General features: G+C 72.9%; 17 protein-coding genes. 7 read left to right on the top strand and 10 right to left on the bottom strand.

Annotated features, from left to right (window positions below; all coding sequences use genetic code 11):
• Positions 1 to 21: 21 nt before the first annotated feature.
• From ACQPXG_RS10755 to ACQPXG_RS10740, 4 genes are all read right to left on the bottom strand, one after another.
• The gene (locus tag ACQPXG_RS10755) at positions 22 to 1680 is read right to left on the bottom strand and encodes an ABC transporter permease (RefSeq protein WP_433467494.1); all 1659 of its coding nucleotides are present in this window, start codon (positions 1678 to 1680) and stop codon (positions 22 to 24) included.
• Complete coding sequence (locus ACQPXG_RS10750) at positions 1680 to 2603, bottom strand: ABC transporter ATP-binding protein (RefSeq protein WP_433467493.1); 924 nt, start codon at positions 2601 to 2603, stop codon at positions 1680 to 1682. The genes ACQPXG_RS10755 and ACQPXG_RS10750 overlap by 1 nt, the downstream gene beginning before the upstream one ends.
• Positions 2600 to 3268, bottom strand: a complete 669-nt coding sequence (locus ACQPXG_RS10745; RefSeq protein WP_433467492.1) for a TetR/AcrR family transcriptional regulator — start codon at positions 3266 to 3268, stop codon at positions 2600 to 2602. The genes ACQPXG_RS10750 and ACQPXG_RS10745 overlap by 4 nt, the downstream gene beginning before the upstream one ends.
• A gap of 80 nt (positions 3269 to 3348) precedes the next feature.
• The gene (locus tag ACQPXG_RS10740; protein ID WP_433467491.1) at positions 3349 to 4416 is read right to left on the bottom strand and encodes a S1C family serine protease; all 1068 of its coding nucleotides are present in this window, start codon (positions 4414 to 4416) and stop codon (positions 3349 to 3351) included.
• Positions 4417 to 4597: 181 nt separating this feature from the next.
• Here ACQPXG_RS10740 and ACQPXG_RS10735 point away from each other — a divergent pair, with 181 nt between their 5' ends.
• Positions 4598 to 5245 carry a fasciclin domain-containing protein gene (locus ACQPXG_RS10735; RefSeq protein WP_433467490.1) on the top strand — a complete coding sequence of 216 codons (648 nt, stop codon included), beginning with the start codon at positions 4598 to 4600 and terminating at the stop codon, positions 5243 to 5245.
• Here the strand turns inward: ACQPXG_RS10735 and ACQPXG_RS10730 are convergent.
• A complete protein-coding gene (locus tag ACQPXG_RS10730; RefSeq protein WP_433467489.1) occupies positions 5214 to 6413 on the bottom strand; it encodes an MFS transporter in 1200 nt (399 codons plus the stop codon). The genes ACQPXG_RS10735 and ACQPXG_RS10730 overlap by 32 nt on opposite strands.
• A 129-nt stretch (positions 6414 to 6542) precedes the next feature.
• On the opposite strand from ACQPXG_RS10730, the gene ACQPXG_RS10725 reads away from it, so the two are divergent.
• Genes ACQPXG_RS10725 through ACQPXG_RS10715 form a run of 3 tightly spaced genes read left to right on the top strand, consistent with a single transcriptional unit; the run spans position 6543 to position 8054 of the window.
• On the top strand, positions 6543 to 7073 hold the full coding sequence (locus ACQPXG_RS10725; protein WP_433467488.1) for a hypothetical protein: 531 nt from the start codon (positions 6543 to 6545) through the stop codon (positions 7071 to 7073).
• A gap of 56 nt (positions 7074 to 7129) precedes the next feature.
• The gene (locus tag ACQPXG_RS10720) at positions 7130 to 7645 is read left to right on the top strand and encodes a nitroreductase family protein (protein ID WP_433467487.1); all 516 of its coding nucleotides are present in this window, start codon (positions 7130 to 7132) and stop codon (positions 7643 to 7645) included.
• A complete protein-coding gene (locus tag ACQPXG_RS10715; RefSeq protein ID WP_433467486.1) occupies positions 7629 to 8054 on the top strand; it encodes an archease in 426 nt (141 codons plus the stop codon). Before ACQPXG_RS10720 ends, ACQPXG_RS10715 begins: the two co-directional genes overlap by 17 nt.
• A gap of 5 nt (positions 8055 to 8059) precedes the next feature.
• Here the strand turns inward: ACQPXG_RS10715 and ACQPXG_RS10710 are convergent, their stop codons facing one another.
• On the bottom strand, positions 8060 to 9478 hold the full coding sequence (locus ACQPXG_RS10710) for an RtcB family protein (RefSeq protein WP_433467485.1): 1419 nt from the start codon (positions 9476 to 9478) through the stop codon (positions 8060 to 8062).
• 74 nt (positions 9479 to 9552) lie between these two features.
• Between ACQPXG_RS10710 and ACQPXG_RS10705 the strand changes: the two genes are divergently transcribed.
• Positions 9553 to 10518: an SDR family NAD(P)-dependent oxidoreductase gene (locus tag ACQPXG_RS10705; RefSeq protein ID WP_433467484.1), complete on the top strand. Its 966-nt coding sequence runs from the start codon at positions 9553 to 9555 to the stop codon at positions 10516 to 10518.
• Here ACQPXG_RS10705 and ACQPXG_RS10700 read toward each other — a convergent pair whose 3' ends face one another.
• Genes ACQPXG_RS10700 through dapE form a run of 3 tightly spaced genes read right to left on the bottom strand, consistent with a single transcriptional unit; the run spans position 10519 to position 13442 of the window.
• Positions 10519 to 11514 (bottom strand): LacI family DNA-binding transcriptional regulator, encoded by a 996-nt coding sequence (locus ACQPXG_RS10700; protein WP_433467483.1) that lies wholly within the window; start codon positions 11512 to 11514, stop codon positions 10519 to 10521.
• A gap of 54 nt (positions 11515 to 11568) precedes the next feature.
• Positions 11569 to 12369, bottom strand: a complete 801-nt coding sequence (locus ACQPXG_RS10695) for a TIGR00730 family Rossman fold protein (RefSeq protein ID WP_433467482.1) — start codon at positions 12367 to 12369, stop codon at positions 11569 to 11571.
• Positions 12366 to 13442 (bottom strand): succinyl-diaminopimelate desuccinylase, encoded by a 1077-nt coding sequence (gene dapE / locus ACQPXG_RS10690; RefSeq protein WP_433467481.1) that lies wholly within the window; start codon positions 13440 to 13442, stop codon positions 12366 to 12368. The genes ACQPXG_RS10695 and dapE overlap by 4 nt, the downstream gene beginning before the upstream one ends.
• Positions 13443 to 13471: 29 nt before the next feature.
• Between dapE and ACQPXG_RS10685 the strand changes: the two genes are divergently transcribed.
• Positions 13472 to 14149 carry a 4'-phosphopantetheinyl transferase family protein gene (locus ACQPXG_RS10685; protein WP_433469939.1) on the top strand — a complete coding sequence of 226 codons (678 nt, stop codon included), beginning with the start codon at positions 13472 to 13474 and terminating at the stop codon, positions 14147 to 14149.
• On the opposite strand, the gene ACQPXG_RS10680 is transcribed toward ACQPXG_RS10685, so the two are convergent.
• Positions 14139 to 14975, bottom strand: coding sequence for a 2,3,4,5-tetrahydropyridine-2,6-dicarboxylate N-succinyltransferase (locus ACQPXG_RS10680; protein WP_433467480.1), 837 nt, complete (start codon positions 14973 to 14975; stop codon positions 14139 to 14141). The genes ACQPXG_RS10685 and ACQPXG_RS10680 overlap by 11 nt on opposite strands.
• Positions 14976 to 15019: 44 nt before the next feature.
• Between ACQPXG_RS10680 and ACQPXG_RS10675 the strand changes: the two genes are divergently transcribed.
• Positions 15020 to 15937 carry a hypothetical protein gene (locus ACQPXG_RS10675; RefSeq protein ID WP_433467479.1) on the top strand — a complete coding sequence of 306 codons (918 nt, stop codon included), beginning with the start codon at positions 15020 to 15022 and terminating at the stop codon, positions 15935 to 15937.
• Positions 15938 to 16165 lie beyond the last annotated feature (228 nt).

Genomic DNA, 16165 nt, shown 5'->3' with positions numbered 1-16165 from the left:
CAATCTAACCGGTTCCCCCGGTCAGCTCGACGCAATATCGCGGCGGCGGAACCCGGCCATGCCCAGTGCGGCCAGGGCGGCCGTGAGCGCCACGAGCCAGATCATGGGCGTGGCCGTGAACGACCGTCCCGGCAGCTTCGGGATGTGGGTGAACGGCGAGACGTCCAGGGCCCACTGGTCCAGGTTCAGCCCGGCTCCGAAGAGCGTGATGACCGCGAACACGCCGACCGCGGCCCAGGCCGCGCCGGTGAACCGGGGCGCCAGCCCGAACACGGCGAGCGCGATCGCCGCGACCAGCCAGACGGCGGGCAGCTGTGCGAGCGCGGCGCCGAGGACGCACGGCACCTCGCGGCCGGGGTCGCCGGTGTCCAGGCCGTGCGCCACCCCGGCGGCCAGCCCCGCGACGCCGAGCGCCGCGACCGGCCCGAGCAGGGCGAACACCAGATGGCTCGCCGCCCACCGGAGCCGTCCCGCCGGGGTGGCGAGCAGCGGCTCGGCGCGCTCCCCGGACTCCTCGGTGCGGAGCCGCAGCGTGGCCGACACCGCGTAGGCGGCGGCGATCAGGCCGAGGGTGCTCATGATCGAGGCGAAGTACGCATCGGTGATCCCGCTCTGCCCGCCGATCCGGGTGAAGATCTTCTCCAGGTCGGGGTTGTCCTTCACCATGTCCCCCACGCCGCCCGCGACCGCGCCGTAAACGACGCCGAGCGCGGCGAACCCGGCGAGCCATCCGTAGAGGGGACGGCTCTGCAGCCGCCAGCCGAGACCGAACGGCCCCGACAGCCGGCGCGGCGCGTCGGCCGGGCCGAGGCTCGGCGGCAGCACCCCCGCGCCCACGTCGCGGCGGGCCGACAGCACTCCGGCGGCGGCCACCAGGACGGCCACGAGCGCGACGATCAGCAGGAACGTCCACCAGCGCTCCCCGCCGTAGGCGCGCACCCGGTTGCCCCAGCCGAGCGGCGACAGCCAGCCGAGCCACGACAGCCCGTTGCCGTCGCCGCCGACGTCGGCGGCCATCCGGACCACGAACGCGGTGCCGAGCACGGCGATGGCGGTCCCCCGCGCGGCGCCGGCGCTCTCGCTGAGCTGGGCGGTGACGCCCGCGACGGCGGCGAAGACGCATCCGGCGGCGGCGAACTGCAGCCCGACCGCCAGCGAGCCCGCGACGGGCAGGTCCTGCCCGGCCATGCCCGCGGTGAGCAGGACGGCGAGCACGAGGTTCGCCGCCATGGTCACGATGAGCGCGGCGGCCAGGCCCGCGCCGCGCCCGGTGACCGTGGCGCCGAGCAGCTCGCGGCGCCCCGCCTCCTCCTCGGTCCGGGTGTGCCGGACGACGGTGAGCGCGCTGATCAGCCCGATGACGACGGGGATGAAACCGACCCGCTGCGCGACGATGCCGCCGAGGTCGGAGCTGTACATCGGCCCGTACAGCGCGAGGAACGTCGGATTCGTTCCGGTGGTGTGCGCGTACTCCAGACGGTCCGCGGCCGCCGGGTAGAGGCTGTCGGTGGCCTTCACGAAGTTGACCGGGATCAGCGTCAGCAGAAGGACCCACGCCGGGAGGACGAACCGGTCGCGCCGCAGGATCAGCCTGATCAGGGCGCCGGTCCCGACCAGTGCGCCCAGCCGTGTCCGCCGCGGGGCGAGGACCTCCGCCCTCGTCTTCGCCACCGTGCTCATCAGACCGCCTTCCGGTGCCCGTTGTCCGCGGCGAGCTCGTCCTTGTAGTGGCGCAGGAACAGCTCCTCCAGCGTCGGCGGACGGCTGGTCAGGCTCCGCACGCCCGCCTCGGTGAGCTGCCGCAGCGCGGCGTCCAGGGCGGAGGTGTCGACCTCGAACCGGATCTTGTTGCCGTCGATGCGGACGTCGTGGGCACCGGGCAGCGGAAGCCCGTCGGGCGGCGACGCCAGCTCCGCGTCGATGGAGGTGCGGGTCAGGTGCCGCAGCTCGGCGAGCGTCCCGGACTCGGCGGCGACGCCCTTCCGGATGATCGTCACGCGGTCGCAGAGCGCCTCGACCTCGGACAGGATGTGGCTCGACAGCAGGATGGTCCGCCCTTCGCGCCGCTCCTCCCGGATGCACTCCTGGAACACCTCCTCCATGAGGGGGTCCAGGCCGGATGTGGGCTCGTCGAGGAGCAGCAGCTCGGCGTCGGACGCCAGCGCGGCGATCAGCCCGACCTTCTGCCGGTTGCCCTTGGAGTAGGCGCGGCCCTTCTTGCGCGGGTCGAGCTCGAACCGGTCGAGCAGCTCGGCCCTGCGGCGCGCGTTCGTCCCGCCGCGCATCCGGCCGAGCAGGTCGATCACCTCGCCGCCGGACAGGTTCGGCCACAGCGTCACGTCGCCGGGGACGTAGGCGAGCCGGCGGTGCAGCTCCGTCGCGTCCCGCCACGGGTCGCCGCCGAGCAGCCGGGCCGTGCCCCCGTCGGCGCGCAGCAGGCCGAGCAGGATCCGGATGGTGGTCGACTTCCCGGCGCCGTTCGGGCCGAGGAATCCGTGCACCTCGCCGGGCCGGACGGTCAGGTCCAGCCCGTCCAGCGCGCGGGTCCGGCCGAAGTTCTTGACCAGGCCGGACACGGATACGGGGGGCTCGTTCGTTGTCACCGTTTCTCCTCGTGGGGCGGCTGCCCACCGGCGGCGGGCAGGGATCTCAGCGCGGCGCGCACCTGCGCGGTCAGCTCGGGCGACATGATGTTGTCCTCGAGGACGTCCAGCATCGCGAGGGCCATCCGGGGGTAGCCCTCGCCCATCAGCACGTTGCCGCCCAGGCCGCGCGACAGGTGTTCGTGGAGGACGATGAGGCCGAAGCTCATGGCGGTCATGACGGTCGCGTAGCCGTGCAGGTCGTCGGTGTTCGGCGTGGAGATCCCGGGTCCTCCGCGTTTCAGGAAGTCCTCGCTGAACGCCACGGCGTCGTCGAACAGGGTGCGCGCGGCCGCCGAGTCGTCGGTCAGCACGCGGGCGATGTAGCGCTGGACGGGCAGCGCCGTCCGCATGGCGACCGACAGGAAGCCGGGGCTGGAGATCCCCCCGTCGAGCGCCTCCCGCTTGGTCTCGCCGATGGTCTCGATCACGTACTCGTCGCACGCCTCGCGCAGCGCGTCCTTGGTCCCGAAGTGGTGCTGGACGAGGGCGGGCGACACCCCGGCGGCCTTCGCGATGCCCCGGATCGTCGCGCCCTTCACCCCGTGCTCGGCGAACTCCAGCAGTGCCGCGTCCCTGATGCGGGCGCGTCCGGTCAGATCCTCGGCCCGCTCACTCGGCGCCATCCCCACCCCTGTACCAATGTTCAGCAACCTGTACGCTTGTACACTGTACCCGCGTACAGGCCCCTGTCAATGGCCGGGGATCAGGCCCCGCCGGGAAGTTCGCCGAGCTTCACGTCCACCTGCTTCTTGGAGCCGTCCTGCTTCTGGATCTCGACCTTCACGGTCTGGCCCGGCTGGAGGTTCGCCAGGATGGACGACAGCGCCGTCTGGTCGGGCGTCGCGGTGCCGTTCACCGAAAGGATCAGGTCCCCGGCCTGGATCCCCGCCGCGGCGGCGCCGCCGCCCTTCTCGACCTCGACCACGGCGACCGCCGACCGCTGCCCGCTCTGCGGGTCGACGATCGTGCGCACCACCACGCCGAGCGCCGCCCGGCCCGAGTTCGACACCTTCCCCGTCTGGATGAGCTGCGGGACGATCCGCTTCACGGTGTCGCTCGGCGTCGCGAAGCCGATGCCGGCCGCCGCACCGCCGATCTGCGGGTCGGACGCGGCCGCGGTGGGGACGCCGATCACCTGCCCGTCCAGGGTGACGAGGGCGCCGCCGCTGTTGCCCGGGTTGATCGCCGCGCTCGTCTGGATGGCGTCGGCGATCGTCGAGCCCTGGAAGGAGCCCTCCCCCTTGGTCGTCACCGTCCGGTGCAGCGCGGAGACGATGCCGTTGGTGACGCTCCCGGCCAGCCCCAGCGGGTTGCCCATCGCGAGGACGATCTGGCCCACTTCGGTCTTGCCGGAGTCACCCCACGACGCCGGTTTCAGCGACCCGCCGTGCACCTTGACGACGGCCAGGTCGTCGGCGGCGAACGCGCCGACGGGGGATGCGTCCAGCGGGGACCCGCCGCTGGAGGACGTGACCTGGATCCTCTTCGCGCCGGCGACCACGTGCGCGTTGGTCACAATGTCCCCCTGGCCGTCGAACACGACGCCGGACCCTTCCCCCTGGTCGGTCTGGATCTTCACGACCGACGGCAGGACGGCGTCCACGACCCTCTCGTACTGCTGCTGCAGGTCCGAAGCCCCGCCCGAGACCGGCGCCGACGTCCGCACCGCGGCCGACTCGGCGTTCTTGTCGTCCCCGCCGCTGCACCCGGCGAGCACCAGGACCGCCGCCACCACCGCCGCGCTCGCCTTGACCTTCGCGTTGCTGTCCACGCTCCACCTCCAGAGGGAACACTTCCCTCCCTCCGCGGAAACGCCCTGGTCAGGCCGCGATTTTGCGACGCCGTGCCACGGCCCGGAGTCGCAGCTGGGTTTGCGGGGAGGTGGCCACCGTGACCTGATCGCTGCAAGCTGTCCAGACCGGTAGTTCATCGACCGCCAGAGGAGTTCACCCATGCATCGCCTCGGAATCGCCGTCGGCATCCTGACCGCGGTGGCCCTGCCGGCCGCGCTCAGTGGCTGCGGTGACGACGCCTCCGGCGTAGTGTCGCCCAGCTCCTCCGCCCCGCCCAGCTCGTCCGCCCCGCCCAGCTCGTCCGCCCCGGCCGGCACCGGCGACAGCCCGATGGGCCTGCCGTTCGGCCCGGCGTGCGCGGGCATCTCGACGACCGGCCCGGACGGCTCCAGCGGCATGTCCGCCGAACCGGTCGCGACGGCCGCGTCGACCAACCCCATGCTGTCCAGGTTGGCCGACGCGATCGAGAAGGCGGGCCTCACCGGCACGCTCAACTCCGCCAAGGACATCACCGTGTTCGCGCCGGCCAACAGCGCCTTCGCGAAGATCCCGAAGAACAGGCTCGACAAGTTGCTGGCGGACAAGAAGACGCTGACCAGCATCGTCAACTACCACGTCGTCGGCCGGAGGATCTCGCCGAGCGGCCTGGGGACCGGCAGTTTCAAGACCCTGCAGGGCGGCACGCTCACCACCAGCGGCTCGGGCGACTCCTACACGGTCGGCGCCGCGAACGTGGTCTGCGGCAACGTCCAGACCGCCAACGCGACCGTGTACATCATCGACTCCGTCCTGATTCCGCCGACGTGAGCCGTGGACGGCCGACGGACGGCCAGAGCATGGCGAGCGCCACCGCCTGGACGGCGATCACCACCGGAGCCAGCGCGGCCGGCGCGTGCCCGTAGAGGGCTCCGAGCGCCGCCCCGCCGGCCAGCCACGCGACGCCGTAGACCGCCGCGAAGGCGCCGTAGGCCGTCGGTCTCCGCGCGGCCGGGACGAGGTCGGCGACGGCGGCGCGCATCGTGGACTCCTGGACGCCCATCGCCGCTCCCCACAGCCCCGCCCCGGCGAGGGCGAGGACGACCGAGCCGGTCAGCGCGAGGACCGTCCCGGCGCCCGCCAGCACCGGCAGCACCACCAGGACGCGCAGCCCCCACCGGTCGAACAGGCGGCCCGTGGCGAGCGCAGCGACCGCGTCCACCGCCATGGCCACCGCGTACACCACGGGGACCAGCTCCGGCCGGAGCAGCCCGGCGTCCACCAGATGGAACCCGATCAGGCCGAACGTGGCGAACCCCGCCATGGTCGCGGCCGAGAAGGCCGCGTAACGCCAGAAGACGCCGCCCAGTCCGGCGAGCGGCGCGCCCCGATGCCCGCCCGCCGCCCGCGGACCCTCGGCCCCGGTCTCGTAGACGGAGGGGTCGGGGACGCGGCGGGCGAGCCACACCAGCACGGCGAGAACCGCCACGCCGGGGAGCACGAGCACGCCGAATCCCGCGCCGTACCCGTGCCAGGCGATGGCTCCCGCCACGATCAGCGGGCCCGCGAAGGCGCCCGTCTGGTCCAGCGCCTCGTGTACGGCGAAGGCCGTCCCGCGCCCCATGGGGGTGCCGGCGTGCGAGAGCAGGGTGTCCTTGGCCGGGCTGCGCGTCGCCTTCCCGACCCGCTCGGCGATCACGAGCACGCAGGCGCCGGCCAGCCCGACCGGGAGCGCCAGCGCGGGCACCGCCACGACCGTCAGGCCGTAGCCGGCGATCGTCCAGGCCCAGTACCGGCCCGTCCGTTCCGCCCCCGGGCCGCTGACCAGCCGCAGCACCAGGCCCGCGGCCTCGCCCGCCCCGGTCACCACCCCGACCAGCGTGGCGCCGGCGCCGAGCGACCCGAGGAACGGGCCGGTGATCGACCGCGCGCCCTCGTACACGACGTCGGCCAGCATGCTGACCACGCCGAACACCACGACGAACCGCCACGGCGACATGGCTCCATGTTCGCCGAGGAAACCGATGATCGCCTCCGCGACGGCCGACGAGGCGGGACCGGTCCCGCGGCGGATGCCTAAGCTCGGCGGCCACGAACCTCCCGCGTCGAAAGGAGCGATGGACCTGCCATGACGACACACTCATCGCCCGGTCTGACCGTCCGCGCAGCGTGCAGTCTGCTGGCCGGTGTCGCGGTTCTGGCACTGCCGGGCTGCGGATCGGGCGGGGACGGATCCGGATCCGCCGACGGCACGACGTCCTCGACGCCCACATCGCGAGCGGCCGCGGACGGAACCGATCTGAACGCCTGCAAGGGCGGCACCTGCGAGGTGAAGGTGACCGGTCCGGCGACGCTCCCGGTGGACCGGAAGAAGTTCAAGATCGGCAAACTGGAGACCAAGGCGGTGAAGGGCGGCACGGTGTCGTTCACCATCACCGATTCCGGGAACTCCTTCACCGCCGTTCAGGTCTGCGGCACCAGCGGTAAGTGCCTCAACCTCGGCGGGGGCGGCTACTCCTCCGGAGGCGACGATCAGTCGGGGCGGTCGAGTACATGGTGGACGGCGGGCGTGGGTACGCGCGCCACGGCCAACGGGATCGTCATCACCGTGCTCTCAGCCGCCGACGGGTCCGCGATCCTCCACCTGACCCCGGCGTAGCGCCGGGAGGCGCCCGGCTCCGGTTTCGGGGGGCCGGGGCCGGGTAGCCGACCGGCGTGGAGACTTGGGAAGCGCTCACCTCGCGGCGCAACGTGCGGGCCTACCAGGACGAATCGCTGCCGCGCGAGCAGCTCGACCGGATACTGGAGGCGGGCCGCCGGGCCCCTTCGGCGAACAACTGGCAGCCGTGGGACTTCGTCCTGGTCACCGACCAAGAGACGCTCCGGGAACTGTCGAAGGTATGGCAGGGGGCGGGCCACGTGGCCGGGTCGGCGGCCACGATCGTGCTGGTGGCGCAGATCGAGGAGGACGCCGGGCGGCGCGACAGGCTGCGCTTCGACCTCGGCCAGGCCACGATGGCGATGATGCTGGCCGCCGCGGACCTCGGCATCGGCAGCGGCCACGCGAACGTCTCCGACCAGGAGCGGACCCGTGAGCTGCTCGGGATCCCGGACGACCGGTTCGCCGCCGTGATGATCGCGCTCGGCCGCCCGGCGGACCGTCCGCTGCGGCCGATCGGGCGGCCCGACCGCAGGGCGTTCGACGATGTCGTCCATGCCGGAAGGTGGTAGCGGGCATCGCGGTGTTCCGCATGCGGCGGATCTGCGGATCGAGGCGTGGGCGCCGACGCGGGAGGGGTGCGTCGGCGAGGCGGTCGCCGGGCTCGTGGAGTCCTTCGCCGACGTCTCCGGTGTCCCATCGTCGCGCGAGATCCGGGTGGACGTCCCCCCGGCGCCGGACGCCGACCTGCTCGTGGCCGTGCTGGACGAGGTGATCTACCGGCTGGACGCCGACGGGTCCCTCGTCCTCGGCGCCGAGATCACCTCGACGCCGGACGGCGGGCTGCACGTCTGGCTGGCGGCCGGAGACGCCGGGGCGGCCACCGGGGTGGGCGCGGTGCCCAAGGCGGTGTCACTGCACGAACTGCGTTTCGGCCGGGACGCCCGCGGCTGGTCCTGCGTGGTGACGATCGACGTGTGACGCCATCAGCCCTTGACGACCCCGAGGGGCACGAGACGGGCGATCTTCCGGCAGAGCCCCGCCCCCTCACCGGCCTCCACCACGGCGGACACGTCCTTGTAGGCGTCCGGCCCCTCCTCGGCCAGGCCGCGCCAGGACGACGGCCGCACCGCGATGCCCTGCCCCTCCAGCGTCGACCGCAGCCGCTCGCCGCTAACGCCGCGGGCGGCCTGGTGGCGGCTCAGCACGCGTCCGGCGCCGTGGCAGGCCGACGCGAAGGCGGGCCCTCCCGGTACCCCGGTGAGCACGTAGGACGAGGTGCCCATCGTCCCGGGGACCAGCACCGGCTGGCCCGCCTCGCGCAGGTCGGGCGGCAGGTCGGGATGGCCGGGCGGCAGCGCCCGGGTGGCGCCCTTGCGGTGCACGCACAGCCGCCGCCGTTCCCCGTCCACGACGTGCTCTTCGAGCTTGGCCAGGTTGTGCGAGACGTCGTAGACCAGGTCGAGCCGGACCCCGGCGGCCCGCTGGAAGACCCTCCGCGCCGCCTGGGCGAGCAGTTGCCGGTTGGCGCGGCCGTAGTTGGCCGCCGCCGCCATCGCGCCGAGGTAGGCGCGGCCCTCGCCGGAGCCGACCGGGACGCAGGCGAGCTGCCGGTCCGGCACCTCGATGCCGTACCGCGGCATCCGCCGCTCCATCGCCCGGACGTGGTCGGTGCAGATCTGGTGTCCCAGCCCGCGCGAGCCGCAGTGGATCATCACGCAGACCTGGTGCGGGCGCAGCCCGAACGCCTCGGCCACGTCCGGGTCGTACACCTCCGCGACCTGCTGCACCTCAAGGAAGTGGTTGCCCGACCCGAGGCTGCCGACCTGCCGGGCGCCGCGCTCCACCGCCCGCTCGCTCACCTGCCCCGGGTCGGCGCCGGCGACCGACCCGGCGTCCTCGCAGCGCAGCAGGTCGCGCTCGTCCCCGTGGCCCTGCTCCACCGCGTACCGCGATCCGCCGGTGAGGATGCCGGTCAGCTCCCGCCGTCCGGGCAGATGCCAGACGGCGCCCTTGCCCATGCCACGCGGAATGACGGGGTCGAGCCCGTCCATCACGGTCTCCAGGACGGGCTTGAGCCCGGACGCGTCGATGTCCGCCGCCATCAGCCGGACGCCGCACGAGATGTCGAAGCCGACGCCCCCAGGCGAGATCACACCGCCGTCGTCCGGGTCCGTGGCCGCCACGCCGCCGATCGCGAAGCCGTACCCGAGATGGATGTCGGGCATGGCGTACGAGGCGTCCACCACCCCGGGGAGCGTGGCGACGTTGGCGACCTGCTGGATCGCGTTCGCGGCCGGTTCCAGCAGTTCCCGTGACGCGAACACGACCCCGGGCACGCGCATGGCTCCGGCCGGCTCGATCCGGAACCGGTACGGCCCGTCCTCCACGACGTCCACGTCCACAGGCCGGGAGTACCCGCCGGCCGGTCTCCCATGCGGTTGACCTGGAGTGTGCTCCAGCTCGTACGTTCGGTCCCATGACGACTCGGCAGCACAAGATCGGTTCAGGTTTCGTCGCGCACAGCACCGCCGCGGACGTCCTCGCGGGCATCGACCTGTCGGGGCGGCTCGCGATCGTCACCGGCGGCTACTCCGGACTGGGCCTGGAGACCACCCGGGCGCTGGCCGCCGCCGGAGCGCGGGTGGTCGTGCCCGCCCGGCGGCGCGAGGTCGCCGAGGAGGCCGCCGGCGGGATCGACGGCGTCGAGGTGGACGAGCTCGATCTCGCGGACCAGCGGAGCGTGACCGCCTTCGCCGAGCGCTTCCTCGGGACCGGGCGCGCAATCGATCTGATGATCGGCAACGCCGGGATCATGGCCGCCCCGGAGACGCGTGTCGGCCCGGGCTGGGAGAGCCAGTTCGCCGTCAACCACCTCGGCCACTTCGCCCTGGTGAACCGGCTCTGGCCGGCGATCCGGGAAGGGCGGGGACGGGTCGTGTCGGTCTCCTCCAGAGGCCATCAGCTGTCCGGCATCCGCTGGGACGACGTCCACTTCGAGCGCGGCTACGACAAATGGGAGGCCTACGGTCAGGCGAAGACGGCCAACGTCCTGTTCGCCCTGCACCTGGACTCCCTCGCCCGGGATGCGGGGGTGCGGGCCTTCTCGCTCCACCCGGGCACCATCAGGACCGCCCTGGGCCGCCACATGTCGGAGGACGAAATCGCCGGGCTGAGCACGAGGATCGACGAGGGCGCGTCCGGCAGCGTGTGGAAGACCCCCGAGCAGGGCGCGGCGACGCAGGTGTGGGCGGCGACGTCCCCGCAGCTGGACGGCATGGGCGGCCTGTACTGCGAGGACTGCGACATCGCCGAGCCCGCCGAACCCGGCACCGTCCTCGGCTACGGGGTCAACACGTGGGCCACCGACCCGGACCAGGCCGCACGGCTGTGGCGGCTCTCGGCCGACCTCACGGGAGTGGACGCCTTCGCAACGGCCGGTTGATCAGCGAGGCGGCGCGGTGGAGGCCCGGACGACCAGTTCCGGCGCGATCGTGATGACGTCGGGGGCGGGCGCGCCGAGCAGCTCCCAGGCCCGCCGGCCGAGGTCCTGCTTGCTGACCCGGACGGTGGTCAGCCGCGGGCTGACCAGCCGGCTGAGCGAGGTGTCGTCGAAGCCGGTGAGGGAGACCTCGCCGGGGACGCCGACCCCCAGCTCGTCCAGCCGGGCCAGCACGCCCAGCGCCACGTGGTCGCTGAACGCGACGACGGCGGTCGCACCGGTGGCGAGGGCGGCGTCGGCGGCGCGGTACCCGTCCAGGTCGCCCGACCCGCACGGGACCTGGGCGACCTCGAAACCGGGACCGGCCGCCGCGCGCAGCGCCCGCTGGCGGGCACGCTCCGACCAGGCCCTGGACGGCCCGCGCAGGTAGACGACGCGGTGGTGGCCCAGGCCGCGCAGGTGCCGGCACACTGCGGCGACCCCGGCCTCGAAGTCGACGACGACGGCCGGGACCGTCCGTCCCCGGCCGAGCCGGTTCACGCACACCAGGCGGGGCGCCCGGTCCGCGAGTGCGGCCAGGTCGGCGTCGGGCATGCGCGGGGAGCACAGCACCACGCCGTCCGTCCAGCGCGCCAGCTCCAGGGCGGCCGCGCACTCGGCGTCCGGGTTCTCGCCCGTGTCGGAGACGAGCGTGCGGAAGTCCGCCGCCTCCGCCGCGGTCGTGACCCCCTTGAGGACCTCCGCGAAGTACGGGTTGCCGAGGTCGGGGACGACCATCCCGATCGTGTGCGTGGCGCCCCGGAGCAGGCCCTGCGCCGCCGGATTGGGGCGGTACCCCAGCCGCTCGACGGCCGCGCGGACCCGCCGCTCCAGATCGGCGGAGACCGCCTTGGTGCCCGTCAGCACCCGGGAGACGGTCGCCGGCGAGACGGCGGCCTCCCGCGCCACGTCGTTGATCGTCGCCCGGAACGGCCGCTCCCCGGCGCGCTCACTCCCCATGGCCGAATTGAACCGCATGCCCTGCCGCGCCACCGCTGGCGCGACGGCCACGGGTCACTCGCCGGCCGTCTCCGCGGCCTCGGCCTGGGCGCGGGCCTCGATGATCTCCTGCTCGGCCCGGGTGTGCCCCTCGTGGATGATCTTGACGACCTCCTCGGGGTCGTCGGTCAGGTGGATCAGGTCGATGTCCTGCGGCGAGATCTTGGCGCTGGTCAGCATGGACTTCTTGATCCACTCGATCAGCCCGCCCCAGAACTCCGTGCCGACCAGGACGATCGGGAACCGGGTGATCTTCCCGGTCTGGACGAGGGTGATCGCCTCGAACAGCTCGTCGAGCGTCCCGAAGCCGCCGGGGAGGACGACGAACGCCTGCGAGTACTTCACGAACATCGTCTTGCGGACGAAGAAGTAGCGGAACTCCAGGCCGATGTCGAGATGGTCGTTGAGCCGCTGCTCGAACGGCAGCTCGATGCCGAGCCCGACCGACAGGCCGCCGTTCTCGTCGCAGCCCTTGTTGGCCGCCTCCATAATCCCCGGCCCGCCCCCGGTGATGACGGCGTAGCCGGCGTCGTGCAGCCGGGCGCCGATGTCCACGGCGAGCTCGTACTCCGGGGAGTCCGGCTTCGTGCGGGCGCTGCCGAAGACGCTGACGGCCTTCGGCAGCTCGGCGAGGAGGCCGAAGCCCTCGACGAACTCCGCCTGGATCCGCAGCACCCGCCACGGGTCGGCGTGCACCCAGTCGGCCGGGCCGCGGCTGTCGAGGAGGCGCTGGTCGGTCGTCGTCGGCGGGACGGCCCGCCCCCGCAGCATGGCCGGACCCTGCCGGCGCGATCGGGGATTCACTTCCATGGTCATGGAGCCACGGTAGTCGGAGCCTCCAGCCACGTGCGCATACGTTGCTCACACTCGGCGATCAGCGGGATCTCGACGTACTCGTCCTTCGTGTGGGCGAGGGTGGGCTCGCCGGGGCCGAAGTTGACGGCCGGGACGCCGAGCTCGGCGAAGCGGGCGACGTCCGTCCAGCCGAGTTTGGCGCGGACCTCGGCCCCGCTGGACGCGGTGAACGCGGCGGCGGCCGGGTGTGTCAGCCCAGGCCGGGCGGCGGACGCGGAGTCGGTGATGGTCACCTGGAAGCCGGCGAAGGTTTCCCGAAGGTACGCCTCGGCGTCGGCCGGCGACTTGTCGGGCGCGAACCGGTAGTTCACGGTGACGATGCATTCGTCGGGGATGACGTTTCCGGCGACGCCCCCGGAGATGAAAACGGCGTTCAGGCCTTCGTGGTACTCAAGGCCGTCCACAACCGGCCGGGCCGGTTCGTAGGCGCGCAGCACGTCCAGGATCCGCCCGGCGGTGTGGATCGCGTTGGACCCCATCCAGGCGCGGGCACTGTGCGCCCGCTCCCCCGTCGCGGTGACCTCGGCCCGCATCGTGCCCTGGCAGCCGCCCTCGATCAGCGCGCCCGTCGGCTCCATCAGCACGGCGAAGTCGCCCGCGAGCAGCTCGGGCCGCGCCGCCGCGAGCTTCCGCAGCCCGTTGCGCTCGGCCTCGATCTCCTCGCACTCGTAGAAGACGTAGGTGACGTCGCGGGTCGGCTCGGTGACGGTGGCGGCGAGCCGCAGCGCGACCGCGACACCGCTCTTCATGTCCGTGGTGCCGCAGCCGTAGAGCCGGTCGCCCTCGACCCGGGACGGAAGGTTGCCGTTCAGCGGGACGGTGTCGAGGTGCCCCGCCAGCACCACCCGCTCGTCCCGTCCGAGATCGGTGCGGGCCACCACGTTGTGGCCCTCGCGCTCCACCACCAGGTGCGGGAGCGCCCGCAGCGCCTCCTCGACGGCGTCGGCGAGAGGCTCCTCCGCGCCGCTCACCGACTCGATGTCGACGATCGCCGCCGTCAGGTCCGCCACGTCCGAGAAGAGATCCAGGCCCATGCTCAAGTCCTATCATCGCGTTCGTGGAGATGCCTGTGCTGGAGTGCGCCGTCCACTGGGCGCGTCCCGCGGACGAGCCCGAGATGCGCGCGCTTCTGGACGACCGGGAACGCGAGCGCTACGACCGCTTCATGCGGCCCGAGGACAAGGCCCGCTTCGTCACCGGCCGCCACCTGGCCCGCACCGTTCTGGCCGACGCCGCCGGCCTGCGCCCGCAGGGCATCCGGTTCACCACCGACTGCCCGCACTGCGGCGGCACGCACGGCAAGCCCCGCCTTCCGGGCAGCGACCTGGACTTCTCGCTCTCCCACTCGGGCGACCGCGTCGTTCTCGTCCTCGTCGAGGGCGCCGAGGTCGGCGTCGACGTGGAACGCCGCAGCGACCGCGAAATCGACCGCCTCGCCGAGATGGTGCTGACCGCCCCCGAGCGCGAGGCCCTCGCCGCCATGGCCGACCGCAAACGCGGCTTCCACATCTACTGGAGCCGCAAGGAGGCCCTTCTGAAGGCGACGGGCCACGGACTGGCCGCCCCCATGACGTCCATCCACGTCTCCTCCCCCGACGACCCGCCGGAGGTGGTCGCCTGGGAGGGCGAGGCGGCGGTCTCCCCCGTCCGCCTCGCCGACCTGGACCCGGGCCCCGGCTACGCCGCCGCGGTCGCCGTCCTCACCGCCCGCCCCCTGAAGATCACCGAGCTCAGGTGTTGATGCCGTGGTCGCGGAGGATGTCGTTCAGGGACGCCTTGTCGTGCCGCCGGCCCTCCTCCAGGCGCTTGAGGATCAGCACCGCCGGCAGGCCGAACGTGCCGCCCTTGAACTCCTTGTAGCGGGTGCCGCCGACGGCGACGCACCAGTCGGGGATGCGGCCGCGGCTGATCTCCTCGCCGGTCTCGACGTCGATGACGGGCATGGAGGCGGACAGGTTCGTCCCTGACCCGACGACGGCGCCGCGGCCGACCCGGGCACCCTCGACGATCATCGAGCGGCTGCCGATCATCGCCTCGTCCTCGACGATCACGGGCTTGGCGTTCGGCGGCTCCAGCACGCCGCCGATGCCGACGCCGCCGGACAGGTGGACGTTCTTGCCGATCTGCGCGCACGACCCCACGGTGGCCCACGTGTCGACCATGGTGCCGGAGTCGACGTAGGCGCCGATGTTGGTGAAGGACGGCATCAGGACCACGCCGGGCGCGAGGTAGGCGCCCCAGCGGGCGATGGCGCCGGGGACGACGCGGACTCCGTCCAGCCGGCTCTTCAGCGGGATGCGGTCGTGGTACCGGAAGTCGCCCACCTGGGAGCGCGCCATGCCGAGGACCTTGAAGCTCAGCAGGATGGCCCGCTTGGCCCGCTCGTCGACGAGCACCTCGTCGGAGTCGGGGTCGATGCGGGCGACGCGGGCCTCGCCGGCGTCGATCTGGTCGACGGCGGCCACGATGGCGGCGCGCGCGTCGGCGTCGTCCGGTGTCAGGTCGGCGCGCCGCTCCCACAGCTCGTCGATGCCGCCGGAGATCGGGCTGGTGAACGTGTCGGTCATGGCTCCTGAGCTTAGTAGGGCCCATCTCCCGGTACCTTCTTCGCGTGGCTGTTTGGTCGAGGTTGAAGCCCCGTCCCGAGGAGGGGACGGACGGCGGCGGGCGCCGCCGCGGCCGCCGCTGGGCGGTGGGCGTGTTCGTCGTGGCCCTGCTGGCGGGCGTCGGCGCCTACGTGGCCTTCGACAGGGCGCGGCCGTATCTGCACGGATCCGGCTGCGAGGTGCGGACGAGCCTCGGCACGATGCCGCTCGACCTGGAGCAGGGTGCGAACGCCGCGACGATCGCCGCGGTCGCGTTCCGCAAGCAGCTGCCCGAGCGGGCCTCGGTGATCGCCTACGCGACGGCGATCCAGGAGTCGCACATCCACAACCTGCCGGGCGGCGACCGCGACTCGGTCGGCATGTTCCAGCAGCGCCCGTCGCAGGGCTGGGGCACGCCGGACAAGCTCCGCGACCCCGTCCAGGCCACCAGCAAGTTCTTCGACGCCCTGGTGAGGATCAAGGACTACCTCGACCGCGACCTGCACGACGCGGCGCAGCTGGTGCAGCGCAGCGCGGACGGCGACGCCTACGCCCAGCACGAGCCGGACGGCAAGCTCCTCGCGACGGCGTTCACCGGCCGCGAGCCCGCCACCGCCCGCTGCTGGTACCCGCCCGACGAGAAGACGACGTCCCGCCGCCCGGAGGCGCTCCGCGAGATGCGCCGCGCTTTCGGCAGCCGCCTGAAGGTCGGCGGCCCGGGCCCCCTCAAGGCGGGCGCCCCGTCCCGCGCGGACTCCTGGAACGCGATCAAGGCGACGAACCCGCGAGCGGGCTGGGCGGTCGCGACCTGGGCCGTGACGCACGCCCAGGCCTACGGCCTGACCGAGGTCCGCTACGCGGGCAAACGCTGGCAAGCCGAAGCCGGCCACGACGGCTGGACCCCCGACAAGGACGCCACAGAGACCGCCATCATCGTCCGCTGACCCACCAGAAGAAGACCCTCCAGCGGACCCGGCGTAAAGGCGCTCTCTATGCGGGACGGCTGCCGGAGGAACCGGGGTTGTCGGGCGGGAGCCGCGGGCGGCTTGTCGGACGGGAATTGCACGTTTGGCTGATCAGCGGTTTCCGGCCGGAGTGGAGCGAGTGGCTCTTGACAGCTGTTCCGCATCGTGGACTGTACGGGACAGATGTCGCTAGGCGCTTCACCTGCC

The sequence above is a fragment of the Spirillospora sp. CA-128828 genome (genome assembly GCF_050945415.1).
Classification (GTDB): domain Bacteria; phylum Actinomycetota; class Actinomycetes; order Streptosporangiales; family Streptosporangiaceae; genus Spirillospora.
This window is presented reverse-complemented; position numbering and strand designations above follow the sequence as displayed.

Coding starts and splice junctions, on each gene's coding strand:
- ACQPXG_RS10755 (WP_433467494.1), bottom strand. CDS start 1,680: ATGAGCACGGTGGCGAAGACGAGGGCGGAGGTCCTCGCCCCGCGGCGG.
- ACQPXG_RS10745 (WP_433467492.1), bottom strand. CDS start 3,268: ATGGCGCCGAGTGAGCGGGCCGAGGATCTGACCGGACGCGCCCGCATC.
- ACQPXG_RS10735 (WP_433467490.1), top strand. CDS start 4,598: ATGCATCGCCTCGGAATCGCCGTCGGCATCCTGACCGCGGTGGCCCTG.
- ACQPXG_RS10730 (WP_433467489.1), bottom strand. CDS start 6,413: ATGTCGCCGTGGCGGTTCGTCGTGGTGTTCGGCGTGGTCAGCATGCTG.
- ACQPXG_RS10725 (WP_433467488.1), top strand. CDS start 6,543: ATGACGACACACTCATCGCCCGGTCTGACCGTCCGCGCAGCGTGCAGT.
- ACQPXG_RS10715 (WP_433467486.1), top strand. CDS start 7,629: ATGCCGGAAGGTGGTAGCGGGCATCGCGGTGTTCCGCATGCGGCGGAT.
- ACQPXG_RS10705 (WP_433467484.1), top strand. CDS start 9,553: ATGACGACTCGGCAGCACAAGATCGGTTCAGGTTTCGTCGCGCACAGC.
- ACQPXG_RS10700 (WP_433467483.1), bottom strand. CDS start 11,514: ATGGGGAGTGAGCGCGCCGGGGAGCGGCCGTTCCGGGCGACGATCAAC.
- ACQPXG_RS10695 (WP_433467482.1), bottom strand. CDS start 12,369: ATGACCATGGAAGTGAATCCCCGATCGCGCCGGCAGGGTCCGGCCATG.
- dapE (WP_433467481.1), bottom strand. CDS start 13,442: ATGGGCCTGGATCTCTTCTCGGACGTGGCGGACCTGACGGCGGCGATC.
- ACQPXG_RS10685 (WP_433469939.1), top strand. CDS start 13,472: ATGCCTGTGCTGGAGTGCGCCGTCCACTGGGCGCGTCCCGCGGACGAG.
- ACQPXG_RS10680 (WP_433467480.1), bottom strand. CDS start 14,975: ATGACCGACACGTTCACCAGCCCGATCTCCGGCGGCATCGACGAGCTG.